Annotated in this window: 18 protein-coding genes; 6 read left to right on the forward strand and 12 right to left on the reverse strand. The window is 62.8% G+C overall.

Annotation, left to right across the window (positions count from 1 at the left end; all coding sequences use genetic code 11):
• A complete protein-coding gene (locus tag ACZ500_RS07840; protein WP_464231951.1) occupies window positions 1–1,956 on the forward strand; it encodes an acetoacetate--CoA ligase in 1,956 nt (651 codons plus the stop codon).
• A gap of 57 nt (window positions 1,957–2,013) precedes the next feature.
• On the opposite strand, the gene ACZ500_RS07845 is transcribed toward ACZ500_RS07840, so the two are convergent.
• From ACZ500_RS07845 to ACZ500_RS07855, 3 genes are all read right to left on the reverse strand, one after another.
• Window positions 2,014–3,198 (reverse strand): lytic transglycosylase domain-containing protein, encoded by a 1,185-nt coding sequence (locus ACZ500_RS07845; RefSeq protein WP_464231952.1) that lies wholly within the window; start codon window positions 3,196–3,198, stop codon window positions 2,014–2,016.
• 18 nt (window positions 3,199–3,216) lie between these two features.
• Window positions 3,217–3,609 (reverse strand): hypothetical protein, encoded by a 393-nt coding sequence (locus ACZ500_RS07850; protein WP_464231953.1) that lies wholly within the window; start codon window positions 3,607–3,609, stop codon window positions 3,217–3,219.
• A gap of 470 nt (window positions 3,610–4,079) precedes the next feature.
• Window positions 4,080–4,610, reverse strand: coding sequence for a hypothetical protein (locus ACZ500_RS07855; protein WP_464231954.1), 531 nt, complete (start codon window positions 4,608–4,610; stop codon window positions 4,080–4,082).
• 606 nt (window positions 4,611–5,216) lie between these two features.
• Between ACZ500_RS07855 and ACZ500_RS07860 the strand changes: the two genes are divergently transcribed.
• Together ACZ500_RS07860 and ACZ500_RS07865 are read left to right on the forward strand one after the other, a co-directional pair.
• The gene (locus tag ACZ500_RS07860) at window positions 5,217–6,764 is read left to right on the forward strand and encodes a long-chain-fatty-acid--CoA ligase (RefSeq protein WP_464231955.1); all 1,548 of its coding nucleotides are present in this window, start codon (window positions 5,217–5,219) and stop codon (window positions 6,762–6,764) included.
• A gap of 129 nt (window positions 6,765–6,893) precedes the next feature.
• Window positions 6,894–7,280, forward strand: coding sequence for a cupin domain-containing protein (locus tag ACZ500_RS07865; protein ID WP_464231956.1), 387 nt, complete (start codon window positions 6,894–6,896; stop codon window positions 7,278–7,280).
• Between the two features lie 37 nt (window positions 7,281–7,317).
• On the opposite strand, the gene ACZ500_RS07870 is transcribed toward ACZ500_RS07865, so the two are convergent.
• From ACZ500_RS07870 to ACZ500_RS07900, 7 genes are all read right to left on the reverse strand, one after another.
• Window positions 7,318–7,992: an RIO1 family regulatory kinase/ATPase domain-containing protein gene (locus ACZ500_RS07870; RefSeq protein ID WP_464231957.1), complete on the reverse strand. Its 675-nt coding sequence runs from the start codon at window positions 7,990–7,992 to the stop codon at window positions 7,318–7,320.
• A 9-nt stretch (window positions 7,993–8,001) separates the two neighbouring features.
• Window positions 8,002–9,084, reverse strand: a complete 1,083-nt coding sequence (gene hypD / locus ACZ500_RS07875; RefSeq protein WP_464231958.1) for a hydrogenase formation protein HypD — start codon at window positions 9,082–9,084, stop codon at window positions 8,002–8,004.
• On the reverse strand, window positions 9,081–11,444 hold the full coding sequence (gene hypF, locus ACZ500_RS07880) for a carbamoyltransferase HypF (RefSeq protein ID WP_464233018.1): 2,364 nt from the start codon (window positions 11,442–11,444) through the stop codon (window positions 9,081–9,083). Before hypF ends, hypD begins: the two co-directional genes overlap by 4 nt.
• A gap of 1 nt (window position 11,445) precedes the next feature.
• Entirely contained in the window at window positions 11,446–12,111 is a 666-nt protein-coding gene (gene hypB / locus ACZ500_RS07885; RefSeq protein ID WP_464231959.1) for a hydrogenase nickel incorporation protein HypB, read from the reverse strand.
• Between the two features lie 116 nt (window positions 12,112–12,227).
• Window positions 12,228–12,578 (reverse strand): hydrogenase maturation nickel metallochaperone HypA, encoded by a 351-nt coding sequence (gene hypA, locus ACZ500_RS07890; RefSeq protein WP_464231960.1) that lies wholly within the window; start codon window positions 12,576–12,578, stop codon window positions 12,228–12,230.
• A gap of 90 nt (window positions 12,579–12,668) precedes the next feature.
• A complete protein-coding gene (locus tag ACZ500_RS07895) occupies window positions 12,669–13,625 on the reverse strand; it encodes a DUF2333 family protein (RefSeq protein WP_464231961.1) in 957 nt (318 codons plus the stop codon).
• A 146-nt stretch (window positions 13,626–13,771) separates the two neighbouring features.
• On the reverse strand, window positions 13,772–14,092 hold the full coding sequence (locus tag ACZ500_RS07900) for a hypothetical protein (RefSeq protein ID WP_464231962.1): 321 nt from the start codon (window positions 14,090–14,092) through the stop codon (window positions 13,772–13,774).
• A gap of 317 nt (window positions 14,093–14,409) precedes the next feature.
• Between ACZ500_RS07900 and resB the strand changes: the two genes are divergently transcribed.
• The 3 genes from resB (at window position 14,410) to ACZ500_RS07915 (ending at window position 17,012) form a co-directional block, all read left to right on the forward strand.
• Window positions 14,410–15,843, forward strand: a complete 1,434-nt coding sequence (resB, locus tag ACZ500_RS07905) for a cytochrome c biogenesis protein ResB (protein WP_464231963.1) — start codon at window positions 14,410–14,412, stop codon at window positions 15,841–15,843.
• A 120-nt stretch (window positions 15,844–15,963) separates the two neighbouring features.
• A complete protein-coding gene (gene ccsB, locus ACZ500_RS07910) occupies window positions 15,964–16,806 on the forward strand; it encodes a c-type cytochrome biogenesis protein CcsB (RefSeq protein WP_464231964.1) in 843 nt (280 codons plus the stop codon).
• A gap of 17 nt (window positions 16,807–16,823) precedes the next feature.
• A complete protein-coding gene (locus ACZ500_RS07915) occupies window positions 16,824–17,012 on the forward strand; it encodes a hypothetical protein (protein ID WP_464231965.1) in 189 nt (62 codons plus the stop codon).
• Window positions 17,013–17,208: 196 nt separating this feature from the next.
• On the opposite strand, the gene ACZ500_RS07920 is transcribed toward ACZ500_RS07915, so the two are convergent.
• Both ACZ500_RS07920 and ACZ500_RS07925 read right to left on the reverse strand, forming a co-directional pair.
• Window positions 17,209–18,129: a SufB/SufD family protein gene (locus ACZ500_RS07920; RefSeq protein WP_464231966.1), complete on the reverse strand. Its 921-nt coding sequence runs from the start codon at window positions 18,127–18,129 to the stop codon at window positions 17,209–17,211.
• Window positions 18,110–18,871, reverse strand: coding sequence for an ATP-binding cassette domain-containing protein (locus tag ACZ500_RS07925; protein WP_464231967.1), 762 nt, complete (start codon window positions 18,869–18,871; stop codon window positions 18,110–18,112). The genes ACZ500_RS07920 and ACZ500_RS07925 overlap by 20 nt, the downstream gene beginning before the upstream one ends.
• Window positions 18,872–18,902: the final 31 nt, after the last annotated feature.

An 18,902-nucleotide genomic window follows, 5' to 3' on the forward strand; every position in this document is an offset into this window, starting at 1 on the left:
ATGGCGAAGCTTCTGTGGGAACCGTCTGAGCAGCGCATCCAGTCCAGCAATATGTACCGTTTCATGCAGCACGTCAACCGCCGCTTCGGGAAGAACTTCGACGATTACTCCGGCCTGTACGAGTGGTCCATTCAGAACATCCCCGATTTTTGGGCCGCCTTCTGGAAATTCAGCGGCGTGATCGCCTCCGAGCCTTACCAGGAGGTGATCGACGATCGGTACAGAATGCCCGGGGCCCGATGGTTTTCAGGAGCCCGTCTGAACTTCGCCGAAAACCTGCTGCGCTACCGGGACGACCACACGGCACTGATCTTCAAGAGCGAAGGCCGCGAGACCATCCGCTGGACCTACCGGAAGCTTTACGAAGAGGCCGCCTCCCTCGCCGCCGCGCTGAAGCGGGTGGGCGTCGCGCCCGGCGACCGGGTGGTGGGGTTCATGCCCAATATGCCCCAGACGACCGCCGCCATGTTGGCGGCCGTCAGCCTCGGCGCCGTCTGGTCCTCCTGCTCCCCCGACTTCGGGATCAAGGGCGTCCTCGACCGCTTCGGCCAGATCAAGCCCACCGTACTGTTCACCGCCGACGGCTACCCCTTCAAGGGGAAGGCCTTCGATTCGCTCGGCCGCGTGGCGGAGATCCTCAAAGACCTCCCCTCGACCAAACAGGTCGTGGTAGTCCCCTACACGCAGGACCGACCGGACATCGGCGCCGTCCCCAGGGCCGTCCTCTACGACGATTTCAAGGGCGCCTCCCCGCCCCCGGAGATGGAGTTCGCCCAGCTGCCGTTCGATCACCCGCTCTACATCATGTACTCCTCGGGGACCACCGGGCTCCCCAAGTGCATGGTGCAGAGCGCCGGCGGCATCCTGGTGCACCACCTGAAGGAACTGATGCTCCACACGGACCTGAAGCGCGAGGACACCATCTTTTATTTCACCACCTGCGGCTGGATGATGTGGAACTGGCTGACGAGTTCGCTCGCCCTGGGGGCCACGCTGGTGCTCTTCGACGGCAACCCGTTCCACCCTGCCGCGGACGCCTTGTGGGAGCTTGCCCAGGACGAGAAGATCACCGTCTTCGGGACCAGCGCCGGGTACCTCGCAGCCCTCGAAAACGCCGGGGTCAAGCCCGGGCGCGCCTTCGACCTCGGCCCCCTCCGGGCCCTCCTTTCCACCGGCTCTCCGCTGCCGGTCGAGGGCTTCGAGTTCGTCTACCGCGACATCGAGCAGGACCTCCAACTCGCCTCCATCGCCGGGGGCACCGACCTGAACGGCTGCTTCGCCCTCGGGAACCCGATGGGGCCGGTCTACGCCGGAGAACTCCAGTGCCGCGGCCTCGCCATGAAGGTGGAGGCCTTCGATGACAACGGCCGGAGCGTCATCAACCAAAAGGGCGAACTCGTCTGCACCGCCCCCTGGCCGTCCATGCCGATCCACTTCTGGGACGACCCGGACGGCTCCAAGTATCATGCGGCCTACTTCGACGTCTACCCGAACGTCTGGCGCCATGGAGACTTCATCGAGATCAACGATCGCGGCGGGGTCGTCATCTATGGACGCTCGGACGCCACCCTGAACCCGGGCGGCGTGCGCATCGGCACGGCCGAGATCTACCGGCAGGTCGAGCAGTTCAAAGAGGTGGAGGACAGCCTCGTGGTGGGGCAGGACTGGAAGAACGACGTGCGGGTGATCCTCTTCGTGAAGACGGCGCCCGGCTGCACCCTGGATGAAGACCTGAAGACGCGCCTGCGGAGCACCATCCGCACCAACGCCTCCCCGCGCCATGTGCCGGCCAAGATCCTCGCGGTCCCCGACATCCCGTACACCCTCAACATGAAGAAGGTGGAACTGGCGGTCAAAAAGACCATCCAGGGCCAGCCCGTCCTCAACAAAGACGCACTCAGGAACCCCGAATCGCTCGATTTTTTCGCCGGCCTGGAGGAACTGCAGCGGGATTAGGAGACACAAAAAACGTTGAGAGTCAAGGGTCGTTTCTGTCTCCCCCCTTCGATGGCCTCAGTCCTTCTCGCTTTCGGAGGCGTCATTCGAGTCCTGCCGGCCTGGCTGATAGATCACCAGGCGCTGCCCGGGCTGGATCGGGTGATTCATGTCGAGGTGGTTCCAGATGAGCAGCGCCTTCAAGGGCACGTTGAACCGTTCGGCGATGATCGAGAGATTGTCGCCGCTCCTGACGATGTAGCTCTGTTCGGCGCGCCCCTTGGTCCAGGCGGCGAGGCGCTCGTCTAAACGGCGCTGGAAATCCTTCGCGGCCCCTTCGGGAACCGCGATTTCGTGCACGCCGGGTGTCAGATAATAGCCCCTGCATTCCGGGTTGAGATCTTTGATCATCTTGAAGGACGCCTCCGCGGCCTGGGCCACGATCCGGATCGGAACGGCCTGTGTGCAGGTCACCTGCACCCGGTCCGACGACACCGGGGGATAGTGATCCTCCGGCTGCAGGCGGAACCCGTACTTCAGGGGATCGGAGAAGATCATCTTGGCCGACAGGATGCGGAACAGGAAACGCTGGGTTTCGAGCGGCAGGTAAAGAGAATAATAATCGTCGGTTTCCTGCTCCAGGACCTCCGTCTGAAGGCCGGCTTCGCCCATGTTATAGGCCGCCGCGGCCATGGTCCAGGATTGAAACTGCCCGTAGAGCGCCGTCAGGTAGCGGATCGCCGCATCGGTGGAGGCGCGCAGGCTCCGGCGCTCATCCACATGCGAGTCGATCTCGAGCCCCATCCGGCGCCCCGTAGCCGGCATGAACTGCCAGAAACCGACCGCCCCCTTGGGTGACCCGACATGCGGGCGCAGGGCACTCTCGGCAATCGCAACATACTTGATGTCTTCGGGCAGACCCGCATCCTTCAGCATCTGCTCGATAGCGGGGAAATAGCGTGTCGACCGCTTCAACCAGAGCATGACCTGCGGCCGATCCCAGATCGTCAGGAGCAGTTCTTTCTCGAGCCGCTCCCGCACCTCCCGATTGTCGAGAGGCACCGGCTCCCCGCAAAAGGAGAGCGGCCCGCCGACCCTTACGAGCGCAGCCATGTCAGGCCATATCCCACCCGGCTCCGACGCCGGCCCCTCCTGGGCGCGTGCCGGACCGGCGATCACCAGAACGCACAGCACACCCATGCCCACCCGCACAGCACTCCGCACCCCTCGTAAAACCCGTCCCGCTCCACCCCTGATTCTCATGCCACCCATGTCCTCCTCTCACCGGTCGAGACACATTTTCCACCCTGCACACTCCGCCGCATGAACCCTCGAAACAGCCGACGCGCCGGCGCACCCGGGCCTCAGCGCTGTAGACATCCCAGGGGAGTCCAGGCCCCTTCGGGAACCGGAGATCGACAGAGCCCTGAAAACCCGAGGCCGCCAGCCGCCGGGCATGCTAGTTTCCATCCGGAAATGATTTCCCGGTACAACCCAGTTTCCAATCCGGAAATGAGGATTTTTCTTCACCGCTTCGCCGCTCAGTCCCACCGCTTCGCGGCGGGTCCCGGTTTGGCCAATATCAAGGAAATCAAGCGTTTGTGCGGAGGCGACCTGCAGGTCGCCGCACAAGCAAACGTGCAGATTGACGCCGAGATTGGTCAAAAAGACCATTTCCGGATGGAAACAAGCTACAGGTTGGCACACTTGGCTGCCCCGAAGCAAGGACTTCTACAGCAAGGTTTCTGAGAGGCTTTGTTTTGCATTCACGCGGTCTGGGGATGCGGTGGAAACGGAAAGGATCGGGAAGAAAACGAAAGGACCGAGGTCAAAAATGAATGGAGGACAGGTGATAACGAAAAATGGGTGCCGGGATCACGAAGATCCCGGCACCCAGGAAGAAGGCTGCCGGCCTGCTTGAACACACTTGACAGCAGAGAGCCCCCCGGATCTTGCTGCCTCCCCCACAGGATCGGGAAAGAGTTCAAGCCGGCATGGCAACCTGTTCCTGCCGGAAGGCCGTCGGAGCGGACTCCTGAGCCTTTAAAACATCGAGAGCCCTCTTGGCTTCGACTCAAAAAACCCTGGCAACGGAATCCCCCTGGGTGTTCTTCAACCGGGGGGAAGATTTACACCCCCCCTGTTTACACCTCCCGGTAACATTCCGGGTAAAGCTTCCTTGCGCACTCGAGACAGATGCTGTGGGTGAATTGCACCGGTGCGCGGTCCGCGATATAGGATTCCACCCGGTTCCATTCGCCCTTCTCGTCGCGGATGCGCTTGCACACTGAACAGATAGGCAAAAGGCCCTCCAGTTTACCGTGACTGGAGAGGCCCTTTTCCACCCCGCTCAGCAGTTCGGCCTCGAGTCCGTTCTTGATCCGCTGCAGTTCATCCCGTTCCCGCAGAAGATCGGAATACCTTTTTCCAGACGCCCACACGCGGCATACAAGGAAGGCGGACCAAAAGAGAGACAAGGCCGAAAAGACATAAAAAGCGAGCGTTCCAGCACCCGCGACCTTCAGCCGCAAAGGGGCGGGGCCTTGGACGTTCAAGGCCCCAAGATCGGACAGCCGGTGCATTCCTGCCGATGACGTGATGTAGGTCAGCGTCAGGATAAAAAGGATCAGCAGCGCACCCAGGCACACTCCGACAGGCAGACGGTTCTTCTTCATGAAGGCAACCCTTTCTTCAAACGGAAAGATGGCAGGTGGATGGCGCAACCCCGCGCACCTCACCCGCCCAAACACTGAAAGCATGCTCCAGAACATGCAAACCATATGCCAGGATAGCCGCCGCGCGGCTTTCTCCGCACTCCCGGGAGCTATCGTTCATACCCCCCGCGGCCGAAATCATCTCGCCAACTGCACCAACCCATGCCCTGAACAAAGGAAATCGGCGCACAATCAATGCAATGGACAGGCGGCGCAGCGCTCCGCTCATCCCTGCCCCACCGTGGCCTTTGGCGATCAGCAGCCGAGGCCGCCCGAAAAACCTGTTCGGCGGCGGGGGCCTGCGGTCCGGAAGAAGACCCCGCCCCCTGCAATGCACAACGAAATGTGCATTCTTCCGTAGACACACCTACAGGAAACGTGCGCTTGACCCTCACCCTCCGATTGTGTTATGGCCGGGATGCATCCTGCCGCAAACGCACGGGGTTTCGGATCGAAAAGGCAAGGCTCCAGAAGGTACCCTTCCAGACAAAAACGCCTCGGACCGGATGGAAACGCGTCGGTAGGCGATAAACCATTCCGCATGGAACAAGCAGAAAGGATCCCCCTATGCCCCTGAATGAACTGCTCCCGAAGGCCGTAAGGCTGCACCCCCGGCGCGAGGCCGTTGTCTGCGGCCGGCTCCGCATGGACTACGCCGCCTTCGCAGCCCGGGTCTGGCGCCTTTGCGGCGCCCTTCGCCGCATGGGCCTGGCGAAGGGCGATCGGCTCGCCGTCCTCCACGAGAACTGCCACGTCTTTCTCGAAAGTTATTTTGCGGCCGCCCACCTCGGCCTCATCCTGGTCCCGCTCAACTTCCGGCTTTCCCCCGGCGAACTCGGCTTCATCCTGCAGGACAGCGGCGCCCGGGCCCTCATCGCCCAGGGCCGCTTCCACGCGCACATCCAGGATCTGCCGGCGCTCGCCCCCGGCATCGAACAACTCATCTGGACCCAGAGGAGCTTCGAGCGCAGCGCAGCGAACGAGGCCGATTACGAGGACCTCCTCGCGGCAGAGCCCCCGGATCCGCCCCCGCCCCTTGCCCTCGAAGACCGCGACATAGCCCATCTCTATTACACCAGCGGCACCACCGGAAGGCCGAAGGGCGTCATGCTCACCCACGGGAACGTCAAGAGTCACGCCCTCGGGACTATCGCCGAACTCCACATCACGGACCGCGACCACTGGTTCCATGTCGCGCCCCTCTTTCACCTGGCCGATGCCTGGGCCACCTTCGCGATCACCTGGGCCGGGGGCAAGCATGTCATCCTGCCGGTCTTCGACGCCCTGCGCGTCCTCGAGACCATCGAGCGCGAGAGGATCACCCTCACGAACCTCATCCCGACCATGCTCAACCTGATGGTGAACGAGCCGCGGGTCGGAGCCTTCGACTACTCCTCGCTCCGCTACATGCTGAGCGGCGGCGCCCCGATCGCCCCTGAAACGGTCCGCCGCATCATGGAGACCCTCCACTGCGACTACGTCCAGACCTATGGGATGACCGAGACGAGCCCCTATCTCACCCTTTCCCTCCTCAAGGGCCGCCTGCGGTCGCTGCCCCCAGAGGAGCAACTCCGCTTCAAGGCCAAGACCGGGAGGGAGTTCATCGATGTCAGGCTGCGGGTCGTGGATGATGCGGGGCTCGATGTCGCTGCGGACGAGACCCGGGTCGGGGAGATCATCGTCCAGGGGGACACCGTCACCCCAGGATACTGGAATCTGCCGGACGAAACAGCCGAAGCCATAAGGGATGGGTGGCTCTATACCGGGGATCTGGCGGTCATCGATGAGGAGGGGTACGTCACCATCGTCGACCGCAAGAAGGACATGATCATCACGGGCGGCGAGAACGTCTACTCCACCGAGGTGGAAAACGTGCTCTACCGGCACGAGGACATCCTCGAGGCGGCGGTGGTGGGCGTGCCGGACCCCAAATGGGGCGAGGCGGTGAAGGCCTTCGTGGTGCCTAAGCCGGGGCGCAGTGTGCGGCCGGAGGAGATCATTGCCTTCTGCCGGAAGCACCTTGCAAGCTACAAGTGCCCGAAAGGCGTCGAACTGCTGGAGAGCCTCCCGCGCACCGGTTCGGGCAAGATCTACAAAAAGGGGCTGCGGAGCTGACTTCCCGCCTCCCGCACCCGGGAACCGGTCGGACCTGGCGTCCAACCCGTTGGGAAAAAAGACTGCTTCCGGTTCCGGATGGAAACGAGCTATCGAGTGGAAGGCCGACAAACTTCAGGGAGCATCGGCATGCAACCCATCGTCAGGAAGCTGGACCCCGCAACGGAGTTCTACACGCAGGAGGGGTGTTTCATCATCGAGGCGTCCAACTCGGCGGACGACCCGGGGCTCTCCATCGCCCGGGCACGGGTCCCCGCCGGCCGGACGACCCGATGGCATCGTCTGCGCAGGACCGTCGAACGCTACGTCATCCTCGAGGGCGCCGGCCTCATGGAGGTGGAAGGCCTCCCGCCCACCCCGCTCCTCCCGGGCGATATCGTCCTCATCCCGCCCGACGCCTCACAGCGCATCACCAACACCGGGGCCTCGGACCTCGTCTTCCTGGCAGTCTGCACACCGCGCTTCCTGCCCGAGGCCTATGAAGACACCGAGGAGATCCTCCGCGCGCCGCGCTGAAATCCCGCCGCCTTCGGTGTGCCTCCCCGGGGCCGCTTCAGGCGATCCGCTGCAGGATCTCCCGTAGACGATCCCGCAGACGGCGGACGAGACGCTCCGGCCCGCTCCGCCGGTAAAGCCGGGCCTTTTCGTCCGCGCTCACCCGCTCCGGGCAATGGCGCAGCTTTACCTTGATCACCGCCAGGAGATCATCCTCTTCGAAGCGCTCGAAGATCCGCCTCAAACCGAAGAACCGGAATTCGCTCTCCGAGATGGAAGCCCCCCAGTCGATGACATACGGCCGGCCGTCCTCGCCGAACAGGATGTTGGCGGCGCGCTTCAGGTCGCAGTGGGCGACCCCCCTCGCATGACACTGCAGAACGATCTCCCGCAGCCGATCGAAAAAGGTGGGTTCGAGCGTGTGCTCCCGCTCCAGGTTTTCGAGCGTCCGGCCCGGCAGCCGCTCCATAAAGATCGCAAGGCCGTCGATCACGCGGATCATCCGTGGAACACCCGGGACGCCGGCAAGTCGGCGCAGGGCCTTCTGCTCCCGCCAGACGAGAAAGCGCCCGGCCGTATTGCGGTACAACGTGTGGTTGACGCTGAAATCCTTGACGACGGCAGCCGCCCCCCCCTCCTCGAGGAGCCAGATCGCCGGCCGGGTGCTCGAGGGCCCCCTCAGCACCCGTGCGGCGCGCTCGGGCAGTTCGTCGAGACGCGCGGTTTCAAACATAGGCAAACCTCAACCCCGATATCGGTAATACGCCGCACACGTCCCCTCGCCCGATACCATGCAGGGTCCTACAGGGTCCTGCGGCGTACAGCGCCTGCCGAACAGCGGGCATTCGGGGGGCCTTATCCGCCCTCTCAGGACCTCTGCGCAGCGGCATCCGGCAGGTTCCGCCGCCGGCGGGACGACAAGGTCGAACCGCAGGCGGGCGTCCCGGGCGGCATAGGCCTCCCGCACCTTCAACCCGCTTCCAGGGATCGAACCAAGACCGCGCCAGAGCGCATCAGCCGGTTCGAAAACCTCCCACATAAACCGCAGGGCACCGGGGTTACCATCGGCGCTCGCCCCGCGCCGGTACTGGATCTCGACCTCGGCGCGGCCGGCCGCGATCTGTTCGGCCAGCAAGAGGATCCCCTCGAGGATATCGACCGGTTCGAAACCCGTAACCACACAGGGTCTGTGATGGTGCTCGACCACATCCCGATAGGCGGACGTCCCGATGATCGTCGTCACATGCCCCGGACAGATGAACCCGTCGACGTGATTGTCCGGATCGGCCAGGAGCGCCTCCATCGCGGGCGGCAGCAGCTTGTGCAGGGCGAGGACCGAGAAATTCCCGATGCCCTGCCGGTCGGCCTCGATCATAGCCGCAGCGACGGTCGGGGCAGTCGTCTCGAAGCCGATTCCCAGGAAGACGACCTCGGAGCGCCCGTTCTCCTTCGCCGTCTCGAGGGCGTCCATGGTGGAGTACACCATCCGCACATCCGCGCCCGAGGCCTGCTCCAATCTGAGGGACGATCGGCTGCCGGGCACGCGCACCAGGTCCCCGAACGTCGCCACGATGACACCCGGCGTGCGCGCGAGCCGGATGCACCGATCGATGTCCTCGGTCGCCGTGACGCACACCGGGCAGCCCGGACCCGAGACCAGTTCGATCGCCTCAGGCAGCAGGCTCCGCAGGCCATGACGGAATATAGCCATGGTGTGCGTCCCGCAGATCTCCATCAGGCGCATCGGCCGTTCGACCGTCCGTTCGATCCGGGCGGCCAGGACCTGCGCCACGGCCCCGTCGCGGTATTCGTCGATATATTTCATGTCCCCCGCTCCGATCGATCGCCGCCCGACAGGGCGCCTGAATCCGTATAGTCGCCCTCGGCAAACCGGCCGTGCCGGCCGGTCGCAAGCAATCCTGCGCACACCGCCTGGCCGAGGCACAACCCTCCATCGTTGCAGGGCACGACCCGGTGGGTCAGGACAGTGAACCCCCTGCGCCTCAAAAGCGCCGTCAGCCCCTCGAGGAGGGTCGCGTTCTGGAAAACCCCGCCGCTCAGCGCCACGGTGGAGAGGCCGGTGTGGCCCCGGACGCCTATACACACCTCGGCCAGCATCTTGATGAGCGCCAGGTGAAACCGCCGGCTCATGATCCCCGCCGGCGTACCGACCGCGAGATCCTCCACCAGGGCCATGATGACCGGCTCCACCTCGAGGAGCCATGACCCGCCACCTCGTGAACGGAGGCGCCAGGGATAGGCTTCGGTCTTCGTCCGCGACTGGCACATCTCGAGTTCCGCGGCGGCCTGCCCTTCGTAGGAGACCTTCGCCCGGAGTCCGATCAAGGCCGCCACCGCATCGAAAAACCGGCCGCAGCTCGACGTCGGGGGCGCGTTGAGGCCGGTGCGGCACATCTGCAGAACGACCGCACTCTTGTCCGGATCGATCTCCTTCACAAAAGGAATCTCCAATCCGAAAAGACCGTCGCCGAACACCTTGTCGAGATAGGACAAGGCCATACGCCACGGTTCCCGGACCGCCGCGTCCCCACCGGGAAGCGGCACACATTCGAGGTGGCCGACGCGCTCGAAGGACACCCAGTCGGCCAGCAGGATCTCCCCGCCCCAGATCGTCCCGTCCGGGCCGTAGCCGGTCCCGTCCATGGCGAGCCCGATTACCGGGCCCTCCCAGCCATGCTCGGCAAGGCAGCTGACGATGTGGGCGTGGTGGTGCTGAACGGGTGAGATCCGGCAGCCGCTCTGAGTGCGCGCGAAACCGGAGGTCAGATAGTCCGGGTGCAGATCGTGGGCCAACACCTGCGGCTGGATGCCGAGAAGCCGTTCGAGGTGAGCGGTCGTCCGCTCGAAGACGCGGAAGGTCTCGAGGGTGTGCATGTCGCCGATGTGCTGGCTCAGGAAGGCGCGGTTTCCCTTGGTGAGGCAGATGGTGACCTTCTGCTCGCCGCCGACTCCAAGCACCGGGCTCATGGCCTTCAGCGCCTCAGGCAGAAGGACCGGCGCAGGCACATACCCGCGCGAGCGCCGCACGGGGCGCGGCGCCCCGTCGACCACGCGCACGATGCTGTCGTCGCAATGGGTATGGATGCCCCGGTCGTGCACCAGGAAATAATCGGCGATGCCGGCCAGGTTCTTGAAGGCCTCCCCGTTGTCGATCTGGATCGGCTCGTCGGATCGGTTGCCGCTCGTCATCACCAGGGCGGCGAAATCCCCCTCCATCAGGAGGGCATGCAGGGGCGTGTAGGGGAGCATCACACCGAAAAGGCGGCTTCGCGGAGCGACCTCCTCCGACAACCCGTGCCCAGGCCTCTTGCGCAGAAGCACGATCGGACGCTCGGGCGAAGAAAGGCATTGCGCCTCGGCATGGTTCACCACCGCGATCCGGCGGGCCGCCGAAAGGTCCTTCACCATAAGAGCGAACGGTTTCCCGTATCGGTGCTTACGGCTCCTCAGCCGCTTCAGAGCCCCGTCGTCGGCGGCGTCCGCCGCCAGGTGAAACCCGCCCAGGCCCTTGACGGCCACGATGCACCCGGCCGCGATCAGGCCGCGCACGGCCCCTACAGGCTCTTCTGCCGCGACGGGCGCACCGGCCGCGTCGCAGAGTGTCACGCGCGGTCCGCACTCCGGGCACGCGATCGGCTCCGCGTGAAAGCGCCTGTCCAGAGGGTCCTCGTATTCCGAACGGCACGCCTCGCAGAGGGGAAACGCGGTCATCGTCGTGCCGGTGCGGTCGTAAGGCACATCCGTAACAATGCTGTAGCGCGGCCCGCAGTGGGTGCAGTTGATGAACGGATAGCCGAAGCGCCGGTCCGACGGGTTGCGCATCTCCGCCAGGCAGGCGCTGCAGACGCAGACATCGGGGGGAATGAGCGCGTTCTTTTCCCTGCGGGAGAAGCTCCCGCGGATGGCGAAACACCCCTCGCCCAGGAAAGGGACCGGCCGGCGGATCACCGCCTCGATCCGGGCAAGGGGCGGCGGCTGGGCTTCAACCTCTTCGAAGAACCGCTCGATGTCGGCCCGCGGCCCCTCCACCTCGACCTCGACCCCATCCGAGCTGTTCAAAACATAGCCCGACAGACCGTGGCGCTCGGCAAGCATATAGAGGAAGGGTCGGAACCCGACCCCCTGGACGATCCCCCTGATAGACCCTCTGCTGCGCTCGATCATCTCAGTCAAGGGCGGGCCTCCGGGCCCGGGTCGTCTCTTTGAGCCAGGCGACCCACCGATCCAGCCCCTCTCCGGTCCTGCAGGAGACCTCGAACAGCACCAGATCGGGATTGACCCTGAACGCCTCCTCGCGGATCTCCTCCAGGCTGCAGTCGAGATAGGGAAGCAGGTCGATCTTGTTGATGAGCAGCACCTTCGACTCGCGAAACATGAGGGGATACTTGGCGGGCTTGTCCTCTCCCTCCGTGACGCTCAGGATCATGGCCTTGAAGTCCTCGCCCACCCTGAATTCAGCGGGGCAGACCAGGTTGCCCACGTTTTCGACAACCAGCAGATCCATCTGGTCCAGGTCGAGCGCATCCAGCGCATCCCGGATCATGTTGCCATCGAGGTGGCAAGCCCCACCGGTATTGATCTGGACGACCTGCACCCCCAGCCGGGCGATCCGTTCGGCATCCTTCGAGGACTGGATGTCTCCTTCGATGACCCCTACCCGGAGTTCAGCCCCCAAGGCATCGATCGTCCGTTCGAGGAGGCTTGTCTTCCCCGCCCCCGGCGAACTCATCAGATTCATCACCATCAGGCCTTTGCGGTCGAAAAGCCTGCGGTTTTCCCGAGCGATGCGCTCGTTGGCATCGAGGATGTCTCTCACCACTGAAATCTTCATCCGTATCCCCCCCCTGAAACGGAGGCACCGTTCGCCTCCCGGTTGAGCACCATCCGATCCGATCGGCGGCGCTTCTCCAGACGGCGCTCCGAAGCGGATCGAGCCTCCAAGGCCGGCTATCCGATCTTTCCCTCCTCATCCACCTCCATTTCGACGATGGACAAATCCCTGCCGGAAACGATCTCAATCGACCCATCTCCGCACTCCGGGCATTGAAAGGCGTAATTCCGGATCCGGAAGCGCTCCCCGCACGCGCGGCAGCGCCCTTCCAGCGGAACCCGCTCCAGTTCCAGCGCGGCGCCCTCCATCCGGGTCCCTTCGACGATCACGCCGAAGCAGAAGGAAAGCGCCTCCGGAACCACTCCGGAAAGCTCTCCGATCCGGACCTTGACGCGACACAGACGCTCGGCCCGGTGTTTGGACATCTCTTCCCGAAGGATATCGATCAAACCCTGAGCGATGGACATTTCGTGCATAACGGGGGGCTTTCGAGGGCCGCGCGGCGGCGCGCAGGCCGCCGCGGAGGGGCTAAAATAGGGGTGTGTGTGCCGGGAATTTTATCCCTGGTTCAACGCCACGATCAGCGAGCTGATCTTTTGGCGGGCATCGTTGAAGACCCCGGAGAGATTCAAGGAATGGTTGGCGAAGATGCTCTCGGGATCCCCGTTGAAGATGATCAGGGGCTCGAAATTGCAGCGCTGCAGGGATTCCATGACCTTGTCCAGCAGCTTGAGGGCGTTCTTCTTGACGAGGACGTCATGAAAATCGACCCTGATTGCCTTGAAAGAGGCCAGCAGGGCGTAAGCCGCACCCTGGGCGTAATAGAAATTGTCGTCGATCTCGCTCCAGGGGATGTCGACCTGCACGCTTTCGGGTTCGCTTCCGGACCCCCCGGCGTCCTCCTCATCGATCAGCACCACACGGATATCCCCCGGCGCATTCATGAGGCGCGTATTGATCCCCCCCATGAGGGAGGCATACTCCGTCATGAGGGTGGCCAGATTGTCCGCTCGGGCGTAGAAGGTCGACTTCCCGGTCAGAAGATTTTCGTAGAAGGTGTTCAGCTTATCGCAGGCCTGTTTCCACTTGCTCTCGGCGGACGGGAACCACCATCTGCGCGGATCGTTCGAGATCGCGGTGAACGCTTCCTCCGCCAGCCGATCGATCTTGTCCGTCGCTCGCAGCCGCGTCAGTTCGTCCCTCAAGACCCGCAGGTTGTATCGGACCAGTTCGAGCTGACCCAGCTGGAAGTTCGGCATGTTGTCCAGGAAAACCGTCGGCCAGAACAGATCGTTCGGCAGCCAGTTGCCCATCATCTGCTCGAGGAGCATCTGATTGACCCGGACGAAGGCGGCCCCTTTGATATTGCGGTCGTAGCCGGCCGGTTCGAGGGGCTCCGGCTTCCTGGAATTGACAGCCATGACCACCAGAGAGAAGCAGACGAGGACCGCGACGACAAAGGCCACAAGCCACTTGGTCTTACCCTCCCCACGACTCTTTCCGGATTCTTGCATTGGACAGCACCCGTCACCTTGAAGAGAGACCGCGCCGGATCTCCTGGTTGATGTTGCAGCCTTGGTCCGCTGGGGGTATTCTAAGAAGCGCCCGGCTCGCTTGTCAACATATAATCGGACGACTTGCCTGGCCCGGGGCGGTCGGGTCAGATGTCCTTTCCATCGATCTCCGGGCGCCCGGCGGAAGGCCCTTCGCCCTCACCCACAGGCGCGCCCTTTTCCCCGGCCTCGTTCGAGGGGTGCGGAACGCCTCTCCGCGACCTGAAGCGCCCGGCCAGCCAGAAGAGTGCGGAAAGCCCCGCCGAGAGACCCACCACCCAAAGGAGCCGGACCAGCCAGACGACGAAGGCGTCCTCTGACATCCCGCCGACAAACTCGGATGAGGGCAGGATAAAAGACAGGACAAAGATCAGGATCACAAAACGCCAGAAAAGACCCGAAAGCCGGCTCAAAGGCCATTCGCTCATATCGGTCGTCTCCTTGAGAACAGGCAGTTTCCACAAGCCCGGCAGAACGCCTCGGGAAAGCAAACGCATAACAAACGGAGTGCTTTAAAGCAACGTCAAAAACAGTCCTGCACGGAAAACCGAACATCCCTTGTACGACACATTTCGCTTGCGCCTGCTATCCATGATGCCGATAATCGAATGGTCAGGGCTTTTTCCGGAAGGCGGGCGCCCCGGGGGCCTTCGCGCCCGAAAACGCCCGGATCGGCAGGCCTGCAGAGCCCCGCGCATCCGGTCTATCCAGCGCACCTATCCTCGAATGAATGGGAGATGTAAATTTGACCCAGACGACACCCCCAACCAACCCCGAGAGAAAGCCCCATCCCTTGTGGCGCTTTTTCAGCTCCGTCAAACTGACCCTTGCGCTCCTGATCATCCTCGCGGTCACATCCATCGCCGGTACGATCATCCCACAGCAGGAGGGCGCCATGGACTTCGCCCGGGACTTGAACCCTCGGGTGTTCCGGATCTTCCTGGCCCTCGATCTCTTCGACATGTACCACTCTTTCTGGTTCCGCCTGCTGCTGGGGACCTTGACGATCAATCTGCTGGTCTGCTCGATCGACCGGTTTCCGACCGCCTGGCGCCGATTCCGCGCACAGCCGAGCCCCGAGCGGGATCAACCCTTCGAAAACCTGCCCGACGATCAGACCATCCTCGTCGCAGGAGACCCGGGTGATCTCTCCAGCCGGATCGAGGCGCTCCTCCGTTCGCGGTACAAGCGGGTCCACGCCGCCGGTGGCGGACGCTCCGCCTGGCATGCCGAAAAGGGCCGCTACGCCCATTTCGGAGTCTACCTGGTCCATCTGAGCGTGTTCCTCATCCTGATCGGCGGATTGGTCGGGTCTTTTATCGGCTTCCAGGGCTTCGTCAACATTGTGGAAGGGGAAACAATCCACGAGATCGCGGTCAGGAACCGCCAGGACCCCCTGCCGCTCGGTTTCGAGGTCCGCTGCGACCGGTTCTCGGTCGAATTTTACGATAGCGGCGCCCCCAAGGAGTACCGCTCCGACCTGACCTTTCTCATCGACGGGAAGGAGGCCGCCCAACGCCCCATCCGAGTCAACCACCCCACCGAATTCGAAGGCGTGACCTTTTACCAGTCGAGCTACGGCTCCACCCCCGGCAGGCAGGTACGCCTCCAGCTCCTGCGCGGGGACGATCCGGCTGCGGCGACGGCGGTCGATGCGCAAATCGCCGGGCCGGCGGTCGAACTGCCCGGAAAAGAAGGGGCCTTCAGGGTACTCGATGCCAACCCCAACATGATGGGGGTCATGGGACCCGCCGTGCTGGTCGGCGTCAAACCGCAGGAGGGCGAAGAGATCCAGTTCTGGGTCTTTCAGAACGTCGCCTCGGTCCAGGAGCGTTTCCCGGGGGTATTCGGGCACAACCCCCGCCTCGATCCGGCCGCCTACAAGCCTTACACCTTCGTGCTGGACCGGCTGGAAAGCCGCTATTACACCGGGCTGCAGGTCAACCGCGACCCGGGCGTGCCGCTGGTCTGGGCGGGGTGCTTCATGATGGTGGCGGGCTTTATCGTCACCTTCTTCATGTCCCACCGCCATGTCTGGGTGCGCCTCGACCGCACCGACCAAGGCAGGAACCGTGTCCGCGTCGCCGGAAGATCCAGCAAGAACCCCGTCGGGCTCGAGCGGGAGATCGAACGTCTGACCGGCGACCTGAACCGCCATCTGAACGAGCCCCATGCCTGACCGAGCAGAACGACCCTGGACCGGCGCAGAGACCGGCCCGAAAGTCCCTTTTCGGACGCTGACCCGGTCGAACCGGATCCTCGTCCCCGGACGGACACCCGATAGAAAGGTCTGATTTTTATGCTGAATGCGACGATATTGAGCTACATCACGTTTTTCTACTTCGGTGCGTTTCTCTTTTACCTCCTCATGCTGATCATGCACCGGAAGGCCCCGGGGGTAATCGCCACGCTGATCTCCGTCGCAGGGCTGATCGGACACACCCTCGCCATAGCGCTCAGGTGGGCCGAGTCCTATCAGATGGGCATAGGGCACGCCCCCTTTTCCAACCTCTACGAATCCCTCATCTTCTTCTCATGGATGATCATATTCCTTTACCTGCTGGTGGAGTGGCGCACCCGAAACCGCACCCTCGGCGCCTTCGTCACACCCCTGGCATTCCTTGCCATGGCCTACGCCTCCTTTTCACCGGGGATCACCAGCCATATCCAGCCCCTTATCCCGGCCCTCAAAAGCAACTGGCTCATCTCGCACGTGATCACATGTTTCGTCGGCTATGCGGCCTTCGGCCTTTCCTTCGGGCTGAGCCTCATGTACCTCTTGAAAAGGAGAAGCGAGGCGGGCCGGCCGGGGGCGATCACCCGGCTCCTGCCCTCTACCGGCATACTGGACGAACTCAACTACCAGATGGTTGTAATCGGGTTTCTGATGCTGACCCTCGGCATCATCACCGGTGCAGTCTGGGCCCATTCGGCCTGGGGCGGCTACTGGAGCTGGGACCCGAAGGAGACATGGTCGCTCATTACGTGGCTCGTCTATGCGGCGGTGCTCCACTCCCGTCTTGTCAGGGGATGGCGCGGCAAAAAGATCGCGGTGTTGTGTCTGGTGGGATTCGCCTGTGTGCTTTTCACCTATTTCGGCGTGAACTACCTGGCGGGCCTCCACAGCTACGCCAAATCATAGGGCGTTTCCATCCGGAAATGGTCTTTTTGGCCAATCTCAGCGTCAATCTGCACGTTTGCTTGTGCGGCGACCCACAGGTCGCCTCCGTGCAAACGCTTGATTTCCTTGATATTGGCCAAACCGGGACCCGCCGCGAAGCGGTGGGACTGAGCGGCGAAGCGGTGAAGAAAAATCCTCATTTCCGGATTGGAAACTGGGTTCTATAGGGAAATCATTTCCGGATGGAAACTAGGGCGTTCTCGATCCTGCGCCCGAACGCTTTTCGAACGACGGGTTCCGCTGCATCGACGGTCGAACCGAAACCCGTTTTCCCGGGCCATCCCGCCCGTTCGAAAATCAGGTCCGACACATGACGAGGGGATGCCGCACCGCGGCATCCCCTCGTCTCATCCCAGTGGAAACCTATTTCAGAAAACCCTGAATGATCTTGTTGACCGCCTCGTCGTAGGTCAACCCGAGGCTCATCAGCTTCATCAGCTGATCATTGGCGATCTTGCCGATGGAGGCCTCGTGCGTCAGTTCGGCATCCGGATGCCTCGCCTTGAGAGAGGGGATGGTCTCGTTGGCGCCGTTGTCCATGATGATCGCATCGCACTCGATGTGCCCGAAGCATTTGGCTTGCGCATCCAGGGTCGCGTAGAAATCCTGCCGGGAATCCCCTTTGATGACCGATCTGGAAATCATATTGGCCTTGCTGTCTTCACCCACGAGCACGATCTCGTTCCGGGAGACGGCGGACTGCCGGCCGTCCGTAAGAACCCGCTCGGTGATGAGCAGCGAGCTTCCGGGCCCCAGCTGCGCCTCGTTCTGCCGGAGGGCCTCGTCGACGCCGCCGAGCTGGCTCAACTCCATCTCGGCATAGGCGTCTTCTTCCAGGAAGACGCGGGTCGTCGGGTCGAGGCTCCGCTTTCCCTTCCCTTCCCCCAGCGCCACGTGCTTCTCGACGTATTTCATGCGGGCCTTCTTACCGATCCGGAATTCGTGGATCCCTTCGTGCCCCTCGGGCGCGGAGCCGCCGCAATGGATCCCGCAGCCGGCGACAATCGTGACATCGGAATCCTCGCCGATGATGAAGGTGTTGTAAACCACATCATGGAGGCCGGCCTGGCTGACGATGACGGGGATATGGACCGACTCGTTCCGGGTGCCGGGTGCGATGGTGATGACGATGCCATTCCCGGCCTCGTTCGTCTCGATCAGGATATTGGCGGACACCTCGCGGCCCAGGAGTTGGCCGTTTTTGCGGATGTTGTAGGCGCCCTTCGGGATGCCTTCGAGGCCGGCCACCTCTTTCAGCAGCTCTTTATCGATAGCACTTAGCATCGCTTTCTCCTTCACATACCTCGCTGTAGCCGCAGATACTGAGGTCGTTCAGCAGGGGCAGCGCCTCCTCCAGGCTGCCGGTGAAGACGATCCGCCCCTTCTTGACCAGAAGAAGCCTGTCGGCCGCCTCGAGGAAGGCCCGGTTGTGGCTCACCACCAGGGTGGTCGTGCCGTACTCCTTCTGCTCTCTTTTCAGGAGCTTGACCATGGGGTCGATGGTCCAGAGATCGATCCCGGTATCCGGTTCGTCGTAGATGGCGATCTTCGGGTTGCGCGCGATCGTCGTAGCCAGCTCGACCTTTTTGATCTCGCCCCCCGACAGTTTCGAATCGACGGGCTTGTCTAGGAAATCGAGCGAACAGATGCCGACCCTCGCGATGATCTTCACCAGCTTGTCCTCGTCTTCCGTACCCATCGCGATCGAGAGGAGATCACGAAACGTCGTGCCCTTGAACCGGGCGGGGTGCTGAAAACTGTAGGCGATCCCTGCCCTCGCCCTGTCGGTAATCGACCATCCGGAAATATCCTTGCCCTCGAACAGGATCTCCCCTGAAGTAACGGGGTTGATCCCCATGATCAGCTTGGCCAGTGTGGTCTTTCCACTTCCGTTCGGGCCGGTGACCGCGTAGAATTTTCCCTTCTCGAAGGTAAAATTGACGCCGTCGATGATGGTCTTCGCGCCGTTGCCACCCTCGGATGCATCCTCCTGCACCACGAAGCGGAGGTCTTTCAATTCCAGCATAGCACACCTCTCCGTTTCCATTTTCAAGCGG

Source organism: Desulfatiglans parachlorophenolica, assembly GCF_055394735.1.